This window comes from Cytobacillus spongiae (assembly GCF_021390075.1).
Map to the genome: position 1 here is coordinate 2,967,605 of NZ_CP089997.1, position 21,152 is coordinate 2,988,756.

The 21,152-nt window shown below is 38.5% G+C and carries 22 protein-coding genes; 1 reads left to right on the forward strand and 21 read right to left on the reverse strand.

All coding sequences use genetic code 11. From position 1 onward, the window contains the following. Positions 1-5: 5 nt before the first annotated feature. The 16 genes from LS684_RS15085 to LS684_RS15160 all read right to left on the reverse strand — a co-directional run bounded on the left by LS684_RS15085 (position 6) and on the right by LS684_RS15160 (position 15,726). Positions 6-644, reverse strand: coding sequence for an O-methyltransferase (locus LS684_RS15085; protein WP_233807131.1), 639 nt, complete (start codon positions 642-644; stop codon positions 6-8). Positions 645-840: 196 nt separating this feature from the next. Next, complete coding sequence (gene mltG, locus LS684_RS15090) at positions 841-1,968, reverse strand: endolytic transglycosylase MltG (RefSeq protein ID WP_233807132.1); 1,128 nt, start codon at positions 1,966-1,968, stop codon at positions 841-843. 438 nt (positions 1,969-2,406) lie between these two features. Further along, complete coding sequence (locus LS684_RS15095; protein WP_233807133.1) at positions 2,407-2,697, reverse strand: DUF1292 domain-containing protein; 291 nt, start codon at positions 2,695-2,697, stop codon at positions 2,407-2,409. Positions 2,698-2,710: 13 nt separating this feature from the next. After that, the gene (gene ruvX / locus LS684_RS15100) at positions 2,711-3,127 is read right to left on the reverse strand and encodes a Holliday junction resolvase RuvX (RefSeq protein ID WP_233807134.1); all 417 of its coding nucleotides are present in this window, start codon (positions 3,125-3,127) and stop codon (positions 2,711-2,713) included. A 5-nt stretch (positions 3,128-3,132) separates the two neighbouring features. Beyond that, positions 3,133-3,399, reverse strand: a complete 267-nt coding sequence (locus tag LS684_RS15105) for an IreB family regulatory phosphoprotein (RefSeq protein ID WP_233807136.1) — start codon at positions 3,397-3,399, stop codon at positions 3,133-3,135. A gap of 198 nt (positions 3,400-3,597) precedes the next feature. Continuing rightward, positions 3,598-6,231: an alanine--tRNA ligase gene (gene alaS, locus LS684_RS15110; protein WP_233807138.1), complete on the reverse strand. Its 2,634-nt coding sequence runs from the start codon at positions 6,229-6,231 to the stop codon at positions 3,598-3,600. A 430-nt stretch (positions 6,232-6,661) separates the two neighbouring features. After that, positions 6,662-7,747: an AI-2E family transporter gene (locus LS684_RS15115; RefSeq protein WP_233807140.1), complete on the reverse strand. Its 1,086-nt coding sequence runs from the start codon at positions 7,745-7,747 to the stop codon at positions 6,662-6,664. Positions 7,748-7,856: 109 nt separating this feature from the next. Then, positions 7,857-7,991, reverse strand: coding sequence for a YrzQ family protein (locus tag LS684_RS15120; protein ID WP_233807142.1), 135 nt, complete (start codon positions 7,989-7,991; stop codon positions 7,857-7,859). A 23-nt stretch (positions 7,992-8,014) separates the two neighbouring features. Continuing rightward, positions 8,015-8,206: a hypothetical protein gene (locus tag LS684_RS15125; RefSeq protein WP_233807144.1), complete on the reverse strand. Its 192-nt coding sequence runs from the start codon at positions 8,204-8,206 to the stop codon at positions 8,015-8,017. A gap of 12 nt (positions 8,207-8,218) precedes the next feature. After that, positions 8,219-8,707 (reverse strand): PRC-barrel domain-containing protein, encoded by a 489-nt coding sequence (locus LS684_RS15130; protein WP_233807146.1) that lies wholly within the window; start codon positions 8,705-8,707, stop codon positions 8,219-8,221. A 100-nt stretch (positions 8,708-8,807) separates the two neighbouring features. Beyond that, positions 8,808-11,240, reverse strand: coding sequence for an SF1B family DNA helicase RecD2 (gene recD2, locus LS684_RS15135; protein ID WP_233807148.1), 2,433 nt, complete (start codon positions 11,238-11,240; stop codon positions 8,808-8,810). 32 nt (positions 11,241-11,272) lie between these two features. Continuing rightward, the gene (locus tag LS684_RS15140) at positions 11,273-11,938 is read right to left on the reverse strand and encodes a tetratricopeptide repeat protein (RefSeq protein WP_233807150.1); all 666 of its coding nucleotides are present in this window, start codon (positions 11,936-11,938) and stop codon (positions 11,273-11,275) included. A 97-nt stretch (positions 11,939-12,035) separates the two neighbouring features. Continuing rightward, the gene (gene mnmA, locus LS684_RS15145) at positions 12,036-13,151 is read right to left on the reverse strand and encodes a tRNA 2-thiouridine(34) synthase MnmA (RefSeq protein WP_233807152.1); all 1,116 of its coding nucleotides are present in this window, start codon (positions 13,149-13,151) and stop codon (positions 12,036-12,038) included. Positions 13,152-13,169: 18 nt separating this feature from the next. After that, positions 13,170-14,312 (reverse strand): cysteine desulfurase family protein, encoded by a 1,143-nt coding sequence (locus tag LS684_RS15150; protein ID WP_233807154.1) that lies wholly within the window; start codon positions 14,310-14,312, stop codon positions 13,170-13,172. A 314-nt stretch (positions 14,313-14,626) separates the two neighbouring features. Beyond that, positions 14,627-15,046 (reverse strand): cysteine metabolism transcriptional regulator CymR, encoded by a 420-nt coding sequence (cymR, locus tag LS684_RS15155; protein WP_233807156.1) that lies wholly within the window; start codon positions 15,044-15,046, stop codon positions 14,627-14,629. Then, complete coding sequence (locus tag LS684_RS15160; RefSeq protein WP_233807158.1) at positions 15,043-15,726, reverse strand: YczE/YyaS/YitT family protein; 684 nt, start codon at positions 15,724-15,726, stop codon at positions 15,043-15,045. Before LS684_RS15160 ends, cymR begins: the two co-directional genes overlap by 4 nt. A 198-nt stretch (positions 15,727-15,924) precedes the next feature. Between LS684_RS15160 and LS684_RS15165 the strand changes: the two genes are divergently transcribed. Further along, entirely contained in the window at positions 15,925-17,187 is a 1,263-nt protein-coding gene (locus tag LS684_RS15165; RefSeq protein WP_233807159.1) for a replication-associated recombination protein A, read from the forward strand. Between the two features lie 110 nt (positions 17,188-17,297). Here the strand turns inward: LS684_RS15165 and LS684_RS15170 are convergent, their stop codons facing one another. Genes LS684_RS15170 through LS684_RS15190 form a run of 5 tightly spaced genes read right to left on the reverse strand, consistent with a single transcriptional unit; the run spans position 17,298 to position 21,052 of the window. Next, positions 17,298-18,257, reverse strand: a complete 960-nt coding sequence (locus tag LS684_RS15170; RefSeq protein WP_233807161.1) for an ABC transporter permease — start codon at positions 18,255-18,257, stop codon at positions 17,298-17,300. Continuing rightward, positions 18,250-19,176: an ABC transporter ATP-binding protein gene (locus tag LS684_RS15175; RefSeq protein WP_233807162.1), complete on the reverse strand. Its 927-nt coding sequence runs from the start codon at positions 19,174-19,176 to the stop codon at positions 18,250-18,252. The genes LS684_RS15170 and LS684_RS15175 overlap by 8 nt, the downstream gene beginning before the upstream one ends. A gap of 1 nt (position 19,177) precedes the next feature. Further along, positions 19,178-19,885 carry an ABC transporter ATP-binding protein gene (locus LS684_RS15180; RefSeq protein WP_233807164.1) on the reverse strand — a complete coding sequence of 236 codons (708 nt, stop codon included), beginning with the start codon at positions 19,883-19,885 and terminating at the stop codon, positions 19,178-19,180. After that, positions 19,875-20,258, reverse strand: a complete 384-nt coding sequence (locus LS684_RS15185) for a GntR family transcriptional regulator (RefSeq protein ID WP_233807166.1) — start codon at positions 20,256-20,258, stop codon at positions 19,875-19,877. Before LS684_RS15185 ends, LS684_RS15180 begins: the two co-directional genes overlap by 11 nt. 5 nt (positions 20,259-20,263) lie before the next feature. Continuing rightward, positions 20,264-21,052: a hypothetical protein gene (locus LS684_RS15190; RefSeq protein ID WP_233807168.1), complete on the reverse strand. Its 789-nt coding sequence runs from the start codon at positions 21,050-21,052 to the stop codon at positions 20,264-20,266. Positions 21,053-21,152: the final 100 nt, after the last annotated feature.

The following is a 21,152-nucleotide window of genomic DNA, read 5'->3' on the forward strand; positions in this document are numbered from 1 at the left end:
TTTCCTCACCTCTTTTTACTAATAACGATTCCATCCCCTACGGGTAAAATGACGGAATCATAATTCGGATGGCTCAGCAGCCATGCATTATATTCATTGATTTTTTTTAAAAGACTACGTTGTCTTCGGTTTTTAAACTCCTTTGCCACAACTAACCCTTTATATAGGATATTATCTGTGATTATTAAGCCACCTGGGCTTAAATAGTTTTCATACAACTCAAAGAAGCGCTTATATTGCCCTTTTGCCGCATCTATGAAAATTACATCGTACAAGCCAAGCGGGTTAATATGATCCTCTACCTCTAGAGCGTCACCTTGCACTAACGTAATCTGACTTGATTTTTCTGCTTGCTGGATAAAGAAAAGAGCTTTATTAGCCCTCTCCTCGTCTCGTTCAATCGTCACAATATGAGCATCTGGTAGAGCAGTAGCCATTCGCAAGGCAGAATAGCCAATGGCAGTACCAACTTCTAGTATTTTTTTGGGCTGATGGATTCTTAATAGTTGAAGCAGCGTTTCCATCCCAACAAGCTCCATAATGGGAACATTGTGTTCTTTTGCATATGCTTCCATATCGTTAAAAAGTTCCCCTCGGCCAGGAATTAAATTTTCAATATATGCTATCAGCTGTTGATCTAACAAGCTGGATCACCTCAATCATGAAGAAAAATGTTCTATTTAAACATGAAAAAATAGCGTTTCACAGAACTAATCGTTGAAAAAACATAACATCAGGGCTCTGTAGATTACGCTATCACCAGGATTATTTAAAACACTTGAACTATTTTACCATAAACAAAAAGGGAATGCTAATTTTTCTGCACTCCCTTTAAGAGTTCTACTGATTTGTAATATGCTGTGCTTTCTTCTGGTTGTGTTCATCAAGAGTGGTGCTGAACAGTACTTCACCAGATCCAGTTGCTAAGAAATATAAGTAATCCGTATCCGCTGGGTTTAACGCTGCTTCTATCGAGGTAACACCCGCATTTGCAATTGGTCCCGGTGTCAGGCCTGGATACTTATAAGTGTTATAAGGGGAATCAATTTCCAAATCTTTGTATAACACTCTAGATTTATGCTCCCCTTGTGCATATAGAACCGTTGGATCTGTTTGTAGTGGCATGCCTACCTCAATCCGATTATAGAACACGCTAGCTATTGTGTCTCGATCAACCTGCTCGGTTGCTTCCTCTTCGATTAAAGAAGACATCGTAAGCAGCTTATGTGGTGTGTACTCCAACGTTTCCATTTGTCCTCTATAATTAGAGATGACTTCCTTTGTTTTATCTAGCATCGTATAAACTATTTCTTGGATGGTTGGATTTTCTTTATAAAATGGATATGTTGCAGGGAATAAATACCCTTCTAAAGGATATTTTATATCCTTCCTCAGTATTTCTTCAGTTAAAATATCAGGATAGCGGGCCATTAAGTCCTTAATAAATTGTTCATCATTTAAGGCCTTAAATACTTCCTCTTCCGTTCTACCTGTTTTTTCAGCAATAATAGCGGCAATTTGCTGAAGCTGTTTCCCCTCAGGAATCGTCATTTTGAATACTACTTCCTCCATAATCATTCCCGTTTTTAAGTTCTCAATGATTTCTGGAATAGTCATAGACGATTTCAGCATATATTCTCCAGCCATAAAGCCTGCTTCATTTTTAAATTTTATATAGTATTTAAAGATACGCGCATCTTTAATAATACCGCTTTCTTCTAAGATGTTTGATATATCTGTTACACTTGAGCCGATGGGAATTTCGATACGTTTCTCCTGTTGATTGTTTGCATCAGCTGGCTCTAGCGCCGATTTAATATAAAGATAGCCTCCACCGACTATCCCGCCAACGACCAAAACGAGAACGGTTGTAATAATAAAGACAATTTTTCTCACAATCTTGGCCTCTTTTTGACGTTCAATCATTTTTTCGCGTATGATTTCTTTTTTTTCTTTTTTATCTTCCATTGGAAAAAGGTTCCCCTCCATTCAATAGACACTTATACTTTTTGTCTATACCTCGAATCATTATACTATATTTTTATATCCCGCGCGAAAATTATCGAAACTGGCTATTTACCTTACTTATTTGAGCATAGATTGTAGAAACTGTCAAAATATCCTAATGACTTGAACGGTTACCCTTAATATTCATGTAATTACTACTAAATCTTTAAAAGTGATAAAAGAATACAAAAGCTAATGGCGCATTGGTCATGCTAAGTCAAGCATAAACCAATTTAGACTAGAAGGCGTTCTTTGCTAAATTGGCTTATGACCTCGCAGGGCTAGGCGCTGGAGTAGGATGTTGTCGTGCAAATCAATGATTGATGAATTTTATACATTCTTAAGCAACAAAAAAAGAGGTTCGGCATCATGTGATACTGAACCTCTTTAATCAAGAGCTTATTCGTTCTCTTCGTCTTCAGCAAGAAATGTATTTAGCATCTCTTCAATAAGATCCCACTCTTCATCTGTTTCAATTGGCATTAATTCACCATCGTTGTTGTCTTCACTTGGGATAAATGCAGATGCATGAATTTCAATATCTTCTTCATCCTCTTCATTTGCTCCCACTGGGTAGTAAAGAACATATGACTTACCAAATTCCTCTGAATCAAATGTGAATAAAACCTCACATAATTGTTCGTTCCCTTGTTCATCTACTACTGTAATATTGTTTTCACCGTTATTCATTACGTTCACCTCATTAGTTTTGGCTGTTCAAATATCCTTGTAATATCATGACAGCAGCCATTTTATCAATTACCTTTTTTCGCTTCTTTCTACTCATATCAGCTTCAAGCAAAACACGTTCAGCAGCCATTGTAGTTAAACGCTCGTCCCATAGAATTGTAGCAACACCAAATCGTTTTTCCAATTCTTTAGCAAACACTTGACTTGCTTCTCCTCTTGGACCGATTGTTCCATTCATATTCTTCGGGAAACCGACGACCACCTTTGTGACTTCATGCTCATTAATTAATTCACCAATTTCATCAAAGCCAAATTCATTTGCTTCTTCATTAATCAAAATGGTTTTTAACCCTTGCGCTGTCCAGCCTAGTGCATCACTTAGCGCTACGCCGACCGTTTTGGAACCGACGTCTAACCCCATACTACGCATATATTTTATCCCTCTCGCTGTTGTTTTAAGTAGGACTTTACTAATTCTTCGATGATTTCATCTCTTTCAAGCTTACGGATAATATTGCGAGCATCTCTATGGCGCGGGATGTAGGCTGGATCTCCTGAAAGTAAATATCCAACTATTTGATTAATCGGATTATACCCCTTTTCCTGTAATGCTTCATATACTTGCAACAGCACTTCATTAACATCATGTTCAAAAGGATCTTCAGGAAAATTAAACCTCATCGTTTGATCAAATGAGCTCATACGTTACACCTCGCTTTTTTAATAGAGAGACCTACTAATTTCTATAGACATGGTATGTTAGACAACCAATATCACTCTACCATACCATCTAAACTACAGCAAAAAAGAAGTTATTCCATCCGCCAACAAATTCATCGGAAGAAAGATAGCTTGTGCTATTGGTTTGATATCTTTATATTACACTACTTTCTGTTGATATCAAACGGATTTCACCCATTCCTCTACAAATTGTATTGCAGATTCCAATTGATTCGGATCTTTTCCGCCTGCTTGGGCCATATCTGGGCGACCACCGCCACCACCGCCACAGCGAGTAGCTACTTCTTTAATTAATTTCCCTGCATGGTAGCCTTTTTCAATTAAGTCTTTAGTTACTCCGGCAATTAGGTTTACTTTTCCTTCGTTTACACTTCCTAATACAACTACAGCTGAACCTAGTTTTTCTTTCAAATCATCCGCCATATTGCGCAGATTGTTCATATCCATTCCTTGAACAGTTGATGCTAGGACCGTTACTCCATTAATCTCTTTTGCTTGATCCATAATACTTCCTGCTTCAATATTACCCAATTTTGCTGTAAGCGATTCATTTTCTCTTTGAAGCTGTTTCATATCAGCTAATAATAGATCAATCCTACTTGCTACTTCTTTTGGATTTGTTTTTAATTTCCCTGCAGCTTCTTTCAGAATGCTAAGCTGGTCATTAAGCATTTTGTAAGCTGCTTCTCCTGTAACGGCTTCAATGCGGCGTGTTCCAGCCCCAATTCCACTTTCAGAAATAATTTTAAATAGCCCAATAACAGATGTATTTGGAACATGACAGCCCCCGCACAGTTCAATGCTATAATTTCCCACTTGAACAACTCGAACCACCTTGCCATACTTTTCACCGAATAAAGCCATAGCCCCCATTGCCTTTGCTTCGTCTATCTCTTTATTCTCGATTTCCACTTGAATTCCTTGCCATATCTTTTCATTCACAATTTGCTCAATTTGTTCAATTTCCTCTTGTGTAATCTGACCAAAGTGTGAAAAATCAAAGCGTAAACGATCTGGTTCTACAAGTGATCCTGCTTGATTTACGTGATTTCCAAGAACATCCTTTAAGGCTTGATGCAAAAGATGTGTTGCCGTATGATTTTTAATAATCTTCCCACGGTTATCATTCTCGATTGTAGCCTTTACATTGTCATTTGTAGTAAGTGTTCCTTCTTCGATTACAGCATTGTGTAAATTTTGACCATTAGGTGCCTTTTTAACGTCTTTAATTCGTACTTTTACACCATCAGCTACTAATGTTCCTTTGTCGGCTACTTGTCCTCCACTCTCAGCATAGAAAGGTGTTCTGTCAAGAATAAGCTGGATTTCTTCCCCTTTACTTGCCTTTTCAACAAATTGGCCTTCCTTCACGATGACAACAACTGTTGAATCAACTGAAAGCTGATCATAGCCTACAAATTCACTTGAGATCTTTACTTCACTTAATACTCCACCTTGTACTTGCATGGAGTCCACGTCTTGACGTGCTGCACGAGCACGATCACGCTGTGCTTCCATTTCTTGTTCGAAGCCTGCATGATCAACCTTCATTCCTTCTTCTTCTGCATATTCTTCTGTAAGTTCGATTGGGAATCCGTATGTGTCGTATAGACGAAATACATCTTCTCCAAGAATCATATTACTGCCAGTTTCTTTTTGTTTTTTTATAACTGCTGATAGTATAGATAATCCTTCATTCAATGTTTCGTGGAACCGCTCTTCTTCGTTTTTCACTACCTTTTGAATGAACTCCGTTTTTTCTTTTACTTCAGGATAGAAGTCTTGCATGATTTCACCAACTACTGGTACAAGCTCATACATGAACGGACGATGAATACTAATCGTTTTCGCATAGCGGACCGCACGGCGTAGAAGGCGGCGAAGTACATATCCCCGTCCTTCATTAGAAGGAAGAGCTCCATCACCAACAGCAAACCCAACCGTACGAATATGGTCAGCGATTACTTTGAAAGCTACATCCTTTTCCTTGTCTTTGCCGTATTTCTCTCCAGAGATTTCTTCTGTTGCACGAATAATCGGCATGAAAAGATCCGTATCAAAGTTTGTTGGAACATCTTGAACGACTGATGCCATACGCTCAAGCCCCATTCCTGTATCTATGTTCTTCTTAGGAAGTGGTGTATACGTATGATCTGGATTATGGTTAAATTCTGAGAATACAAGGTTCCAAACTTCTAAATAACGCTCATTTTCTCCACCAGGATATAACTCTGGATCATTGAGATCATTTCCATAATCTTGACCGCGATCGTAGAAGATTTCTGTGTTTGGGCCACTTGGACCTTCACCGATATCCCAAAAATTCCCTTCCAAGCGAATAATTCGTTCTTCTGGCACGCCAATTTTATCCTTCCAGATTGCATATGCTTCATCATCTTCAGGATGGACAGTTACAGATAAACGTTCTGCATCAAAGCCAATCCATTTATCCGAAGTAAGGAATTCCCATGCCCATTCAATCGCTTCAACTTTAAAATAATCCCCTATTGAGAAGTTTCCAAGCATTTCAAAAAATGTATGATGGCGTGCTGTTTTCCCTACATTCTCAATATCGTTTGTGCGAATGGATTTTTGCGCATTTGTAATTCTTGGATTTTCAGGAATAACTCTGCCATCAAAATATTTCTTAAGAGTTGCTACACCACTATTAATCCATAGTAATGATGGATCGTCATGTGGAACAAGTGAAGCACTTGGTTCTACATTGTGTCCCTTTTCTTTAAAGAAATCTAAATACATTTGGCGAATCTCAGCACCAGTTAGCTTTTTCATTATGTACCCTCCTATTATTCACACTGTATTTTCGTAATGTTGCGTTTTCTTAATGTCGTTTCAATCACCAATCAGATGCTCAATACAGTTTTTTCCTTTTGGCTAAAAAACAATACAAAAAGCCCTCATCCCTAAAACAGGGACGAGAGCTAACTCGCGGTACCACCCTGATTATGGAAGAAAGGCTTCCATCTTCCATCTCTCATGACTCCTTAACGCGGAAAACGGCAGGGATTAGCTGCACTCAGGATTAGCGTTCTGTTATCCTTCATCTAGAATTTCTTTCAGCCATGGAAATTCCTCTCTAATGTGTTTATAAGACACAAGATGGACTATAACATACTTGATCCTTCTTCATGTTACGGTTATTTTATTTCCTTCTTATAACACGCATTATAGCGATTGATATGGAAGTTTGTCAATATTTCCATTAAGGTTTCAGCGAATGACTATCTGGCTTAACTTTTCCAAAATGATTCCTTCCATGTAGCAACGCGACTTTTACTACTGCTAGCACTGGAACGGCTAATATCAAGCCAATGACCCCTGCAATTTCTCCACCAATTAACAAGGCAAACATAATGAGCAATGGATGCATATGTAGACTTTTTCCAACAATTAACGGCGATAAGATATTCCCTTCTAAAAATTGTAGAAGCAGAATAATCCCTAAAGATATCAATACCATTTTAACTGAAATGGTTGATGCAATAACTACAGCTGGGATTGCACCAAAAATAGGACCAAAATAGGGAATAACATTCGTAATACCGACAAATACTCCTAGCAACAAAGCATATTTTAATTTTACTAACCAAAAGAGCAAGGCAGAGATACCCCCGATTACAACACAAACAAACAGCTGTCCTCTTATATAACTTCCAAGGGATTTGTCTACGTCTCGTAAAAACAATATTCCATCTTTACGCCATTTTCTAGGGGTTAGATACCACACGGCCTTTTTCATTGTGTCAAAGTCCTTTAACATATAAAAAGCGATAAACGGGATAATTGCAATAATGACAATCGAATTTAACACATTTACTGCTCCATCTAACGCTTTAGAAACTAATCCATTGAGTGCTTTTTCAACACCATTGATTCCATCATGAATTTTTTGCTGAATCCCATCTGGCCAAGTTGAGGTTTTCTGCTGAATGAGCTCAACCCAATTTCGGTATTGATTTGTTAAGTTTGGTGCATTTTCAGACAAATCTCTTAATTGAGAAATAAACGCAGGAATTCCCTTGTATAGGGCAAATGCTATGCCTCCAAAAAACAAGCTATAGATAATAAATACTGCAAGCCCACGGTGTAACCCTTTTTCATGCAAACTTTCTATAACTGGGTGGAGGAGATAAGTGATAAATGCGGCAACAAAAAAAGGAATCGCTACGGTAATTAATAGATGTAACACAGGCATCCAAAGGTCCTGCAATTTCAGGAATATATACATAACGATAAATAACAGCAATAAAAAACCGAGGCGGTAAAACCATATAAGTCTAATATCCATAAAAGACTAGCCTCCTGTTTATTCGATCGACTACGCTAGTAGCTTTTGGAGAAATACAATAAATTATGCAAAAGGAAAATCCCTCCTCACTTGAGAAGGGATTTCCTGTCTAAAATAATGCTTTATTGATTCGTCTACCGAGCTTCTTCATTTTACGCTTAGACATCATATTGTTTCTGGATGCCATATTGTAAGCAGCAATTCCAGCACCTAAGGCCATCATAGAAGTCATCATTTTATTCATTCGTATCACCTCTTGTTTGAAATTCAAACACTAAAGCGGCGCTCATCCTCTTCAAACAAATCATCTAACGAACTCAACGTTCCGTCTTCTTCAACTTGATGGGTACTAATAATGCCATTTGACAAGGAAAGCTCAATAAAGCAGTTCCAGCAATAATATTGATTGATTCCGATCTTACCAATATCTTTACTTGAGCAGTTAGGACACTTAAGCATGAAGGACACCTCTCATTGTTTACGCTTTTCATCATTTGGTAGATGAACAATGATGGCGTCTTTTCCAATTGCAGGTGGCTGATTGGTCTTAATCACGCGCTTCCCTTCAGTAACATCCGAAAAGAAACCATCAGATAATTCATACCCTACAATTGTCCCCATTTCTTCTAGAAAGTATACATCTTCCAGTAAACCCAACTGGTCGCCACTACTGGTCAGCATCATTCGCCTATTGAGACGGTTGTGCCCATCGAATGTATAATCCTCTACTCTTTTTATACGCTTAAGTGCCTTCGGATCCTTTAACATAACCCCATTCCAGCCGAAAGAGGAAACATCATGAATATCGATAAAATATGTTTTTTTTAAGAGAGCACCCTTTTTTAAAAGCAATCCCTTTACTCTTCCATTTGCAATGCTAAAATCACACACTTCACCGATTTTTGAGCCCGATTTTAATTCAAAAACAGGCAACCCTTTAACGATTGAAAATGTCCGCAAAGTTCTTCCCACCCTTTCCGGAACATTTATAGTTTCCGTTACTTGGGTAAAAATCATAAGGTGTAACGTTTACCATTCGAGCAATAATCGATTAAAATGACTACGAATTAACTGGAACTTCTGTTAAAAAGTCGTATGGAGTAATGTTTTCCATCCCTATTAGCGGATCAACGTTCAGATAGTTTTCTTCCGTTAACTGAATTTCTGCTGAACGTTTTTTTTCTTCAAAGTCGGAATTCTCCTCGTTTATGAAACCAATCGTTTCTTTCAGCCTTTCCGTTAAGCTAGTTTGCCGAGCTGTATCGTCTCCTCGTTGAATCCCCATCTTAAATGCGTCTTCTTCCCCACACAAAATTAAAAACTGCTGACTCCTAGTAATCGCTGTATAAATTAAATTGCGTCTCAGCATTCGATAATAGCTCTTTACTACTGGGAGAATGACAATTGGAAATTCACTCCCTTGAGATTTATGAACTGAGCAGCAATACGCATGTGTAATTTGATTCAAGTCCTGCCTTGTATAAGTTGCTTCTATTCCATCAAAGGATGCAACAATCATGTCTTGTTTTTCAGTATTTTCCTTTGCATAAAAAATGGAAACAATCTCGCCAATGTCACCATTAAACACATGATTTTCAGGCTGATTAACTAATTGGAGGACTTTATCGCCAATTCGGTATTTCACTTCGCCAAATACAAGCTCTTTACGTGTGCCATCTGGATTGGGATTGAAAATTTCTTGCAAAAGCTCATTAAGCTTATCAATTCCTGCAGGGCCTCTATACATCGGTGCAAGCACTTGTATATCCTTTGCTGTATACCCTTTATTTTTTGCATTTAATGCCACTTTTTTGACAACGTCCGCGATTTGGGTAGAAGCACACTTGATAAATGAACGGTCAGGCTTTTGAGTGGAAATATCTTCTGGTAATGTACCTTTCTTAATTTCATGAGCGAGTTCAATGATGGACGAGCCTTCGGCTTGTCGATAAATATCTGTTAATCTAACAGTAGGTACACTCTGTGATCTCAATAAGTCCTTTAATACTTGACCAGGCCCAACTGAAGGAAGCTGATCCTCATCACCAACAAGTATGACTTGCATCTGGTCTGGGAGGGCTTTAAAGAGTTGATTAGCTAGCCATATATCGACCATTGATGATTCGTCCACAATTAATATTTTGCCTTCTAACGGATTTTCCTCATGACGGTCAAAGCCATTTGACCCATTCCAGCCTAATAAGCGATGAATCGTAACAGCAGGTAATCCGGTTGACTCCATCATCCGTTTGGCTGCTCTTCCAGTTGGTGCAGTTAACAAAAAGGGGAACGGTTCTTCCTTCTTATAATCATTCGGGCTTAATGAACAGCCATGCAAATCAGCGTAAAGCTCCACGATTCCTTTAATGACCGTTGTTTTCCCTGTACCTGGACCTCCTGTTAATATTAACATCGGAGACATGAGAGCTGTTTGTATGGCTTCTTTCTGTGTAGGTGCATATTGGACGTTTAACCTCTCCTCAAGGTTGCCGAGTGAGAGCAAAAACTCGGATTCAGGAAACTGATCTGCGTAGTCAGTTTGCTTCAACAGCCTATGAATATTCGTCACAAGTCCCTTTTCAGCAAAGTAAAGCGAAGGTAAATAGAGGCGTCTTTCTTCTATGATAATTTTGCCTTCCTCTTGCAGCTTTACGATTTCTCCCGATATCGCTTGAAAATCAATCGAATCCCTTTGGTTATCCTCCAACAATCGCTTTACTTGCTCAAGGAGACTTTTCGCCTCTACATATACGTGTCCAGATTGCATACTTTCAGACTCAAGTGTATATAAGCAAGCAGCTTTAATTCGATCAGGATGACTGCCACTGATTCCAATCTGATAGCCCAAATCATCCGCCCTTGCAAAGCCAATCCCTTCAATATCCTCTACAAGCTGATATGGGTTTGATTGAAGAATATGTATGGTATTTTCTTTATACTGTTGATAAATTTTCATAGATAATTGTGGACCAAAACCATATTGGTTTAGAGCAATCATTGCTTGCTCGAGCCCTTGATGTTCCATTAAATTATCGTACAAGGATTTTGCTTTTTCAGGAGGGAGCTTTGGCACTTGATCTAGCAGGGAAGGCTCTTTCAAAATCCGCGAAATCGCATTTTCTCCAAGGGTCTCGACAATATTTTCAGCTGTTTTTTTTCCAATTCCTTTAAACAGGTCACTCGATAAATAGCTAATTACCCCTTCCTTGGATTGAGGAATATCCTTACGGAAGTGAGTTGCTTGAAATTGAGTTCCAAACTTAGGGTGTTCTTTTTCTTCTCCATAAAAAATATACGTTTCCTGTTCATGTAATTGAGGAAAGTATCCGATCACTACAGCTTCCTTGTCCTCATAGTCTATATTTGTTTCTTCAATTCGAATTCGCATAACGGTATATAGATTTTGGTCATTGCGGAAAATTGTGACTAGATGCTTGCCCTTCATATACTTCCCTTGCTCTGCAAACAAATCAAGTGAATCTTGAATATCCAATCTACTCCCCCCTCTCTCCATAGAATGAACGATTAATTGATATCAGATTGCTCTTTTTCAATAAGCTTCTTTCCATAACCAGCTAACATATGATCTGGCTGAATTTCGAGTGCTTTGTTAAACATTTCTAAAGCTCGCTTTTCATCTTCCTTAAAACCATACGCAACCCCTAAATTATAGTATGCATCCGAATGCGTCGAATCTTTTTCAATGCAGATTTCAAATTGAGTCATAGCTTCATCTAACAGCTCCTGTTGCGCTAAGCATAGCCCAAATTGAAACCTAGCTTCCACATCCTCTTCATTTAGCTCTACACTTCGCTGGAAGTAGGGGAGAGCTAGCTTGGCTTGGTCTAATTGAAGAAGGGTCATCCCAAGCATAAAGAAATTATCACTCGATAGGAGTCCTTTTTTCATTGCTTGTTCAAACATATTTTTTGCTTCTTCAAAATTTCCCCCTTCATAATATAAATTTCCTGCACTATAGTATGCTGCCGCAGCATTTTCATCTATTTCAATTGCTTTTTTATAAAAGCTTAATGCTTTCTCGAGTTCCCCTACAGCTGATAGAACATTCCCAAAATTAATATAGGTTACAGGATTTTTCGGCTCTTCTTCAATAGCTTCCATAAAGATTTTTGCGGCCTCTTCCCATTTTCCTTCTTGCATATACGTTATTCCGATCTTATTTTTATCCATTTACTTCACGCTCCATTTCTTCTTACAAAGTATAGCATATTTCATGATAAAACCTCGATTCATGTTGAGAACCGAGGTTTTGGAATTTCTTATTCTATTACCCTACATACGTAAGCTTTTCATCATCTTTAAAGATTTCATCGATCGTTCCCCCGCCCAAACACTCATCGCCATTGTAGAATACAACAGCTTGTCCAGGAGTGACTGCTCTAATCGGTTCGCGGAACGAAACCTTCACTTTGCCTTCTCCAAGTTGTTCAACAGTTACATAATTGTCTGGCTGACGATAGCGAAACTTAGCCGTACATTCGAAAATTTCTGGTTTTTCAGCATTTGAGACCCAGCTTACATTCGTCGCAATAATATAATCTGAATACAATTTTTCATTATGAAAGCTTTGCCCTACAAATAGAACATTCCGCTTAAGGTCTTTTCCAATGACAAACCAAGGTTCTCCTGCTCCACCAATTCCAAGACCATGCCGCTGGCCAATTGTATAATACATCAACCCATCATGCTTCCCAACTACTTCTCCATCTAATGTTTCCATATTTCCAGGTTGAGCTGGTAAATAGTTGCTTAAGAACTCCTTAAAATTTCGTTCTCCAATAAAGCATATACCGGTGCTATCCTTTTTTGTAGCCGTCGCTAAATTTGCTCGTTTAGCGATTTCACGCACTTCTGATTTCTCAATATTTCCAATCGGGAACATCACTTTTTCTAGCTGTTCTTGTGTAAGTTGGTTTAAGAAATAGGTTTGATCTTTATTATCATCTAACCCTCGAAGCATTTTCACTTGTCCATCTACAGTTTCTACACGAGCATAGTGACCTGTAGCTAAATAATCTGCTCCAAGGTTCATCGCATGCTCTAGAAACGCTTTGAACTTAATTTCTTTATTGCACATTACATCAGGATTAGGTGTTCTTCCTTCTTTGTATTCGTCTAAGAAGTAAGTGAACACTTTGTCCCAGTATTGCTTCTCAAAGTTAACTGCATAATAAGGGATACCAATTTGGTTACAAACACGAATTACATCATTGTAATCCTCTGTTGCTGTACAGACTCCATTTTCATCTGTATCATCCCAGTTTTTCATAAAGATTCCAATTACATCGTAGCCTTGTTCTTTTAATAGCAAAGCGGCTACAGACGAATCAACTCCCCCGGACATTCCGACAACGACACGCGTATCTTTCGGTGCTTTATTCACTTATTTCACCACACTTTATTATTTTGTCAGTCTTTGAACGATTGAAGCGACTTCATCACCCAAACGTTGCATCTGTTCTGCTGTATTATATAAGCCGAAGCTAAATCGGATGGAATTACTTAAACGCTCAGAGCCTTTCCCAAACATGGCAACGAGGACATGTGACGGGTCAATCGATCCTGCCGTACAGGCTGAGCCACTTGATGCGGCAATCCCAGCAAGATCTAAATTAACAAGCATGGCTTCTACATTTGTGTTTGGGAAGCTTAAGTTTAAAACATGTGGCAACGAATAATCAAGTAATCCGTTCTGAGAAAAATCAATGGCTTGATTGTTTAGTCGAGAGATGATTTGCTCTCTAAATTGTTCATACTGCTCACGCTTTGTTTCCATCTCTATTTGCGAGATTTTCACGGCCTCACAAAAACCTGCGATTGCTGAAACATTTTCTGTCCCTGCTCGCCTTTTTCGTTCTTGTTCCCCACCGAACATTCTCGAGGATAGCTTTACCTGTTGATGAGCATAAAGGAAACCAATTCCCTTTGGCCCATTAATTTTATGGGCAGATACAGATAATAGATCTACTCCTAGCTCAGATACAGCAAGCTTCTCAATTCCATATGCTTGAACCGCATCCGTATGAAAAAGTGCTTGATGATTTTTTAGGATCTCACCAATTTCTTTGATGGGTTGAATCGTACCAACCTCATTATTTCCATACATTATTGTCACTAAGATGGTATCTGGTCTTAATGCGCTTTTCACATCTTCTATGGAAACTCTACCTTGCTCATCAACAGGCAAATAGGTTACTTCGTAGCCTTGCTTCTCTAATTGCTGACAAGTATGTAGAACGGCGTGATGTTCCACCTGAGTTGTTAAAATGTGACGCCCAGCATGCCGATAAGCCTCGGCTACTCCTAAGATGGCGAGATTATCCGCTTCTGTTCCTCCACTAGTAAAAATAATTTCATTTTCCTTCGCTCCAATGCTGGATGCTAAGACCGCTCTTGCTTCATCGATGATTTGTCTAGCCTGTCTTCCAAAATAATGAATACTTGATGGATTTCCAAATATATCAGTCATGACAGAGGTCATTCGGTCAATCACCTTTGGATGCATTGGAGAAGTTGCTGCATGATCTACATAGATCCATTCCAAACTTTTCACCCTCTTATTTTTAAGCTATTTTCTTATACCATCTTGTTTTTGAAACATGGGCAGTTTTTAGCTCAAGGATATTCGCTTGCCGCGAGAAATTTGGTGAGTATCCTCGGGCTTCGCCTATGGAATTTCATCTGTCCCACTGCTCCCGCATGGTCTCGCATCCATCCACTCCAAACGGCTAACCTTCGTATAAAGAAGGTAATCTTACCTCTTATAAAACAAATTTATTTAGAAAATAGCCTACTTTGATTACATTTGATGTTTCATTAGCACATCTAAATATACTGTTTATTTAAAAGTTTCGACACTTAGATATAAAACATATATGGATCCGATTCGCCGTAATCTGTATGACTTGCAAGATCATCAATAGTTGTATTATCTAGTACTTCCTTTACTGCATCACGAATTCGCATCCACAACTCTCGTTTGGCGGGCTCTTCATTCTCAATCCCTTCTACTGGACTGATTGGACCTTCTAATACACGGATAATGTCTCCCGCAGATATTTTCGATGGCTCATCTCCTAAAATATACCCACCGTACGCTCCTCTAATACTTCTAACTAATCCCGCGTTTCTTAACGGGGCAATTAGTTGCTCTAAATAATGTTCTGAAAGGTCATTCGCTTGAGCAATTGTCTTCAAGGAAGTTGGACCTTCTCCATGCTTTTTGGCTAACTCTATCATAATGGTCAAACCATAGCGACCTTTAGTTGATATCTTCATGAACTCGCACCTCTTTTTACGCCGTTTTCTACAATGATTTGTTTCTTTTTAGCTAATGTATTTAACCATTTATCAGTTAAATGTTGACACTGAGGGAGGGCAATACCGACAATTGGACCTATCCCAAAACTAAATAGAATTGTCCCCCAGGATACAGGCCCCCCAAGCTGCCAGCCGATAACCAGAACGATGCACTCCATTCCCATACGAACATTCTTGACTTTCCAGCCCGTTTTCTCTGTTAAGGCAATCATTAAGCTATCCCGAGGACCAGCACCGAATTGAGCAGAAATATATAAACCCATTCCATAGCCCATTACAAATATTCCTACCACAAACATAACCAGCTTTCCAATAAAGCCAGCTGGGGTTTGCAGAATTGGTAATAGTAAATATAGATCAATAAAAAGGCCAACTAGAATCATATTTAAAAAAGCTCCAAATTGGGGAAGCTCCTTTGAGATTAACGTTGCAACACCTAAAATCACAAATCCAACAACTATGGACCAAGTTCCAATCGTTAATCCAACTTGATAAAAGAGTCCTACATGTAGTACATCCCATGGGGTGGCCCCTAAACCAGCTTTGATTAATAAGACAATGCCCAGAGCCATAATAAGCAGCCCCACTATATACACCGTAAATCTAGGTCCTACCTGACCTCTCCGTTTCATTGTCATCTTGCATAACTCCTTAACGATGTATATTAGCTTCGATATTCTTTATAAAATTCTTTATAAAAATTTTACCAAAACCCTTAGTAATTAGATAGACTTTCGATATTATAGCATAATTCGAAGAGCAGATACATTTTGTCAACTTGAAGGATATGATATGTTTAAAGAAGCAGATAACATAATATTGTGAGTTGATAGAGAATGAATCTAAAACCCCTCGCCTTTCGAATGAGGCCGAAAACGATTGAAGAAATAATTGGACAAAAGCATCTAGTTGGAGAAGGAAAAATCATTAATCGGATGGTAAAAGCAAAACAATTATCTTCCATGATATTATATGGGCCACCAGGCATTGGAAAAACTTCGATTGCTAGTGCAATTGCTGGAAGTACCCGTTTTGCCTTTCGCACGCTAAATGCTGTTACAAATAATAAAAAGGATATGGAAATTGTCGCAGCAGAGGCGAAAATGTCTGGAAAAGTGATTTTGCTACTTGATGAGGTCCATCGCCTCGATAAAGCAAAACAGGATTTCCTACTTCCCTTTTTGGAGAACGGAATGATTGTTTTAATAGGTGCTACAACAAGTAATCCTTTCCATGCTATAAACCCTGCGATAAGAAGTCGTTGCCAAATCTTTGAATTAGAGCGTTTGTCCGTTGAGGATATGAAAGAAGCACTCCTTCGTGCGATTAAAGATAGCGAAAGAGGTCTAGGAAAACAGCAAATCATAGTGGAAGAGGACGCGTTAACTCATTTTGCCTCATCATCCAACGGAGATGTTAGAAGCGCATTAAATGCTTTAGAACTGGCAGTGACATCTACTGAGGTAAAGGAAGATGGTATTGTATCTATTGATCTCCAAACAGCGGAAGAATGCCTGCAGAAAAAAAGCTTCTCCCATGATAAGGGTGGAGATGCTCATTATGATGTACTTTCCGCCTTTCAAAAATCGATTCGCGGAAGTGATGTAAATGCAGCTCTTCATTATCTTGGCAGACTAATTGAAGCAGGCGATTTACCAAGTATTAGCAGGCGGCTACTTGTAATTGCGTATGAAGACATTGGGCTCGCCAACCCACAGGCTGGACCTCGTGCTTTAGCTGCAATTGAGACAGCTGAACGAATTGGTTTTCCTGAAGCACGTATTCCTCTAGCTAACACGGTTATTGAGCTATGCTTGTCTCCAAAATCAAACTCGGCTTATCTAGCATTAGATGCAGCAATCGCAGATTTACGAAAGGGAATAATCGGTGAAGTCCCAAAGCATCTAAAGGATGCTCATTACATTGGAGCAAAGGAACTCGGCAGAGGAGTAGAATACCTTTATCCCCATGATTACGAAGGAGGGTGGGTGAAACAGCAGTACTTACCTGACCCATTAAAAAACAAAATCTACTATGAGCCGAAGAAAACCGGTAAATTCGAACAAGCACTTGCAAGCATTTATGATAAGTTGAAATAGGTATATAAACTGCCAAAGGGAAGCACATCAAAATTTAAAAAAGCTGCCCATTGAACGCGATATAACCGAGTTTAATGGACAGTTTTTTACTTGTTTTGAGCTACATTTATTTACCCTGCTACATCACGCTTGCTAAATACTCCAAAAGTAAGGGCATGAAATAGAAGCAAATAGACAAAAAGCATCATGATGGAGAATGAAAGAGTCATCCCCTCCACTAATGGAGCCCCTTCAAAGTACTGCAATAGATCCGTATTGGCAAACAAACTAAACTTCGCCCACTCATACTTCATCGAAATCACCCGCGTCACCTGGCTACCAACAAACATTAAGAATATTGATAGACCAATTGCTAGGGAACTGTTTCGGAATACTGCGGAAATCATGAATGCCATTGTAGCAAGCATGACCATACTTATGGATTTAAACCCATAAAAAATGATGAGATGAACAAGCATGTTCTGCTCCGTAATTTTCCCTTCATAGTAATTCAAATATGGCGTTGCTTGTTCAGGTAATCCGAATAATATAGACCCTAAGCCGACAGAATAGCTAAATAATAGGGAGATCATTAATAGGCCAAATATTAGCACTGAGACGTATTTTGATAAGAGTATTTTGCTTCTTGTAATCGGTCGGATTAATAGAAGTTTAATTGTCCCCCAGCTAAATTCACTTGCCACAATACCTGCAGCTACTATAATCGTAAATAATCCAGCAAGCTCAATGAACATGGAAGCATCTGTCACAAATCCCCAAACTGAATAATCTACATTAGGTGAGATATCGTTTTCAATTCGATACTCATTCATCTTTATTTCTTTATCAAAATAAGCCTTTTGATCTCGTGAAATGGCATCCCCCATCTCATCTAATTGCTTCTCAAATTCTTGATTTTGAATGATTAAGGCTTGTTTCCACTCAGCGTTATCTGGAACACTCCCTTTTGATTCTTGACTTTTAATTATAATCCCGGCAACCGAAATTACGAATATTAACAAGCCAATCATCACATATGTTCCTGGCCGTCTAAATATTTTCATTAGCTCATTCTTAATTAAATTACCCATGAACAACAACCTCCTTCTCAGTCGTAACTTCTAGGAAACGATCCTCTAACGACTTAGTCACTTCTTTAATTCCGTATATGCTTACATTCTCCTTTACAAGTGCATTTACTACCTTTGGAATTTCCTCTTTCACAGATGGTAGAGCAATGCCTTGTTCTGTTAGTTGAACTTCAATATCAGAACGAAGTAGCGTAACAATTTCTTTTGCCTTTTCTTTATCTGTAACTTCAAATTCATAGACCTTTTCTGTGTTATTTACAAAATCTCTTACAAGCTGAACGTCTATCAACTTTCCTTTTTGAATGATTCCAATGCGATCGCACATCATTTCCATTTCTGATAGTAGATGGCTAGATACGATTACTGCCATATTACGTTCACGTGCTAGCTTTCGAAGGTGATCACGAATTTCACGGATTCCCGCAGGATCTAAACCATTTGTCGGTTCATCTAAGATTAATACATCTGGATCATGTAATAACGATTGTGCTAACCCTAATCTTTGTCTCATACCAAGTGAATACGTTTTCACCTTCTCATGAATTCGGTCAGATAAGCCAACAAGCTCGACTACTTCTTTAATTTTCTCCTTTGAGATCCCTTTAGACATCCTCGAATAATGAAGTAGATTCTGATATCCAGTTAAGAATTTATACATTTCTGGATTTTCTACAATTGCTCCGATGTTTCCGATTGCTTTTTCAAAATCCTGCTTAATGCTCGTACCGCAAATCTTAATATCACCTTCTGTTATTCCAATTAGCCCAACAATCATACGGATTGTTGTTGTTTTACCTGCACCGTTTGGACCAAGAAAACCAAACACTTCCCCTTTATTCACCTCAAAGCTAACCTGATCAATAATCGTTTTCCCTTTGATTTTTTTCGTTACATTTTGAAGTTCAACTGCAGCTCCCATCCTAACACTCCTCTCCATCTTTAAACATTTGCTTCATCCATTCGAGGATAGACATCCCTTTTTTCTCTCGCAGCTCCTCTACTTCCTCTTGAGCTAGAACAACGCCATTCTTAATTGCAATCACTTCATCTAACAATGGCTCGATTTCATCAATTTCATGTGTCGCAATGATAACCGTTTGCTTTTCAAAATCAAGATAGGATAAGAGTCCTTTTACAATTGAATCTCTTACCATCGGATCTAATCCAGAGAATGGCTCATCTAGTAATAATACAGATGCATCTCTAGCTAGAGCAATTACTAGCTTTAGCCTCCCGCGATTTCCTTTCGAGAGCTGTTTAATTTTTTTCTGACGATCAAGCTTCATAAACGCTATTAATTCATCTGCTCTTTCCATTTGAAAATCAGGGAATTGAGAAGCAGAGAATTCTATCATATCTTGAACAGTAAATGCAGGATATACCATATCCAGCTCTGTTAAATAAGCGACATCATGGGCTATTCTTCGGTCTACGCTTTTCCCATTGACGGTCACCTGTCCATTTGTTGGATGTACAAGACCCGCAATCAATTTTAACGTCGTCGATTTCCCACTTCCATTCGGTCCGAGCAAACCGTAAATCTTCCCTCGCTCAAGCATTAGGCAAGCATCCTTTAAGGCGAAATCATTCCCATACTTTTTTGTTACACTCTTTAATTCAATCATCATGGCTCACCTGCTTTTCGACTATATAACTTTGCAAGCCGTCTATCATTTCTTCTTCTGAAAAACCTAAATCCTTCATTGCTGTAAAAAACGCTTCAATGATTGAACGTTGAAGCTGGAACTTTAGTTCCTTTACAGCCGTTTCATTTTCCGTCACAAATGTTCCTTGTCCTCGCTTCGTTTCCACGATTGCCATCCTCTCCAATTCACTATAAGTTCTTTGAATCGTATTTGGGTTTACACCTGATTTAATGGCCATTTCTCTTACAGAAGGAAGCTTATCTCCTGGTAAAAGCTCGTTTCGTGCAATTTGATGACATACTTTATCTACAATCTGCAAATAGATTGGTTTTGAAGCTTGAAACTCTTCACCCATCCTCCTCACACCTCCACTTTACGTTCAAGTAGCCAGACTGCTGCATAAAATACAATTGTAATTACTACCATGTATAGAAGCGCATTACCGAGTGATAAGTTGAAAAAGACTCCCCCTAATTCAAATGACGAGTTTTCTGCTTTTACAGTTATGGAGTTATTCGTACGGTCAAACTTAAAAGCTCCAAAAGCCTTCAATTTGTCAATGAACGATAATCGACTTAAGTAATTTCCGATTATATTAAACAACAGCCAAATTCCAATTATGATTAGCCAGCGAAACCCTTTAATACTAGGGATGACCTTAATGGAATGATAAAGTGCCCAATAAAAAAGAATCCATACACCTAGATAGATCGAAGAAAGCGCTATGCCAATTCCACTTAGCGGAAGACTTGTATAAAGATCCACTTTTAAAGTATTTAACTCAGACAATGACAATGCTTGACTGATTGCATAACCACCTATAAGTAACGTAGCCAGAAGCGACAAAATAAAAACGGTAAATGAAGCCGCAATTTTGGCTAAAAACAGTTTTACACCACTTGTTGGATTGTGTAACCAAAGCTGCGTTTGACCTTCAATATTCAATGAAGTTAATAGATAGGCCGGAATAAAAAAGATATGAGCAAAGATTAAACCGAGTGAAATAATGGCAAAAATAATTGGATTTTGATAATAGGTTGATAAACTGTACCCGATAATTTCAGCGAGTAACATGAAACCAATAACCATTAAATCGGTATTTCTAGATATTTTCATTTCTTTTTTATATAAACCGATAAAAGGACTCACACGTTCCACCTCCGTTGTGTTTTATTGTATCAGTGTTCTAGTTAGATAATACACAAGTACACTAAAAATTGTCAATAGGATTTTAATAAAAAATGAGGCT

Bases quoted from the DNA above. Each gene is read 5' to 3' on its own strand.
- LS684_RS15180 (WP_233807164.1), bottom strand. From the start codon at position 19,885: ATGATGATTGAATTAAAGAGTGTAACAAAAAAGTATGGGAATGATTTC.
- LS684_RS15165 (WP_233807159.1), top strand. From the start codon at position 15,925: ATGAATCTAAAACCCCTCGCCTTTCGAATGAGGCCGAAAACGATTGAA.
- alaS (WP_233807138.1), bottom strand. From the start codon at position 6,231: ATGAAAAAGCTAACTGGTGCTGAGATTCGCCAAATGTATTTAGATTTC.
- LS684_RS15105 (WP_233807136.1), bottom strand. From the start codon at position 3,399: ATGAGCTCATTTGATCAAACGATGAGGTTTAATTTTCCTGAAGATCCT.
- LS684_RS15175 (WP_233807162.1), bottom strand. From the start codon at position 19,176: ATGGGAGCTGCAGTTGAACTTCAAAATGTAACGAAAAAAATCAAAGGG.
- mltG (WP_233807132.1), bottom strand. From the start codon at position 1,968: ATGGAAGATAAAAAAGAAAAAAAAGAAATCATACGCGAAAAAATGATT.
- LS684_RS15115 (WP_233807140.1), bottom strand. From the start codon at position 7,747: ATGGATATTAGACTTATATGGTTTTACCGCCTCGGTTTTTTATTGCTG.
- ruvX (WP_233807134.1), bottom strand. From the start codon at position 3,127: ATGCGTAGTATGGGGTTAGACGTCGGTTCCAAAACGGTCGGCGTAGCG.
- LS684_RS15160 (WP_233807158.1), bottom strand. From the start codon at position 15,726: ATGACAATGAAACGGAGAGGTCAGGTAGGACCTAGATTTACGGTGTAT.
- LS684_RS15095 (WP_233807133.1), bottom strand. From the start codon at position 2,697: ATGAATAACGGTGAAAACAATATTACAGTAGTAGATGAACAAGGGAAC.
- LS684_RS15170 (WP_233807161.1), bottom strand. From the start codon at position 18,257: ATGGGTAATTTAATTAAGAATGAGCTAATGAAAATATTTAGACGGCCA.
- LS684_RS15120 (WP_233807142.1), bottom strand. From the start codon at position 7,991: ATGAATAAAATGATGACTTCTATGATGGCCTTAGGTGCTGGAATTGCT.
- LS684_RS15125 (WP_233807144.1), bottom strand. From the start codon at position 8,206: ATGCTTAAGTGTCCTAACTGCTCAAGTAAAGATATTGGTAAGATCGGA.
- LS684_RS15185 (WP_233807166.1), bottom strand. From the start codon at position 20,258: ATGGGTGAAGAGTTTCAAGCTTCAAAACCAATCTATTTGCAGATTGTA.
- LS684_RS15140 (WP_233807150.1), bottom strand. From the start codon at position 11,938: ATGGATAAAAATAAGATCGGAATAACGTATATGCAAGAAGGAAAATGG.
- cymR (WP_233807156.1), bottom strand. From the start codon at position 15,046: ATGAAGATATCAACTAAAGGTCGCTATGGTTTGACCATTATGATAGAG.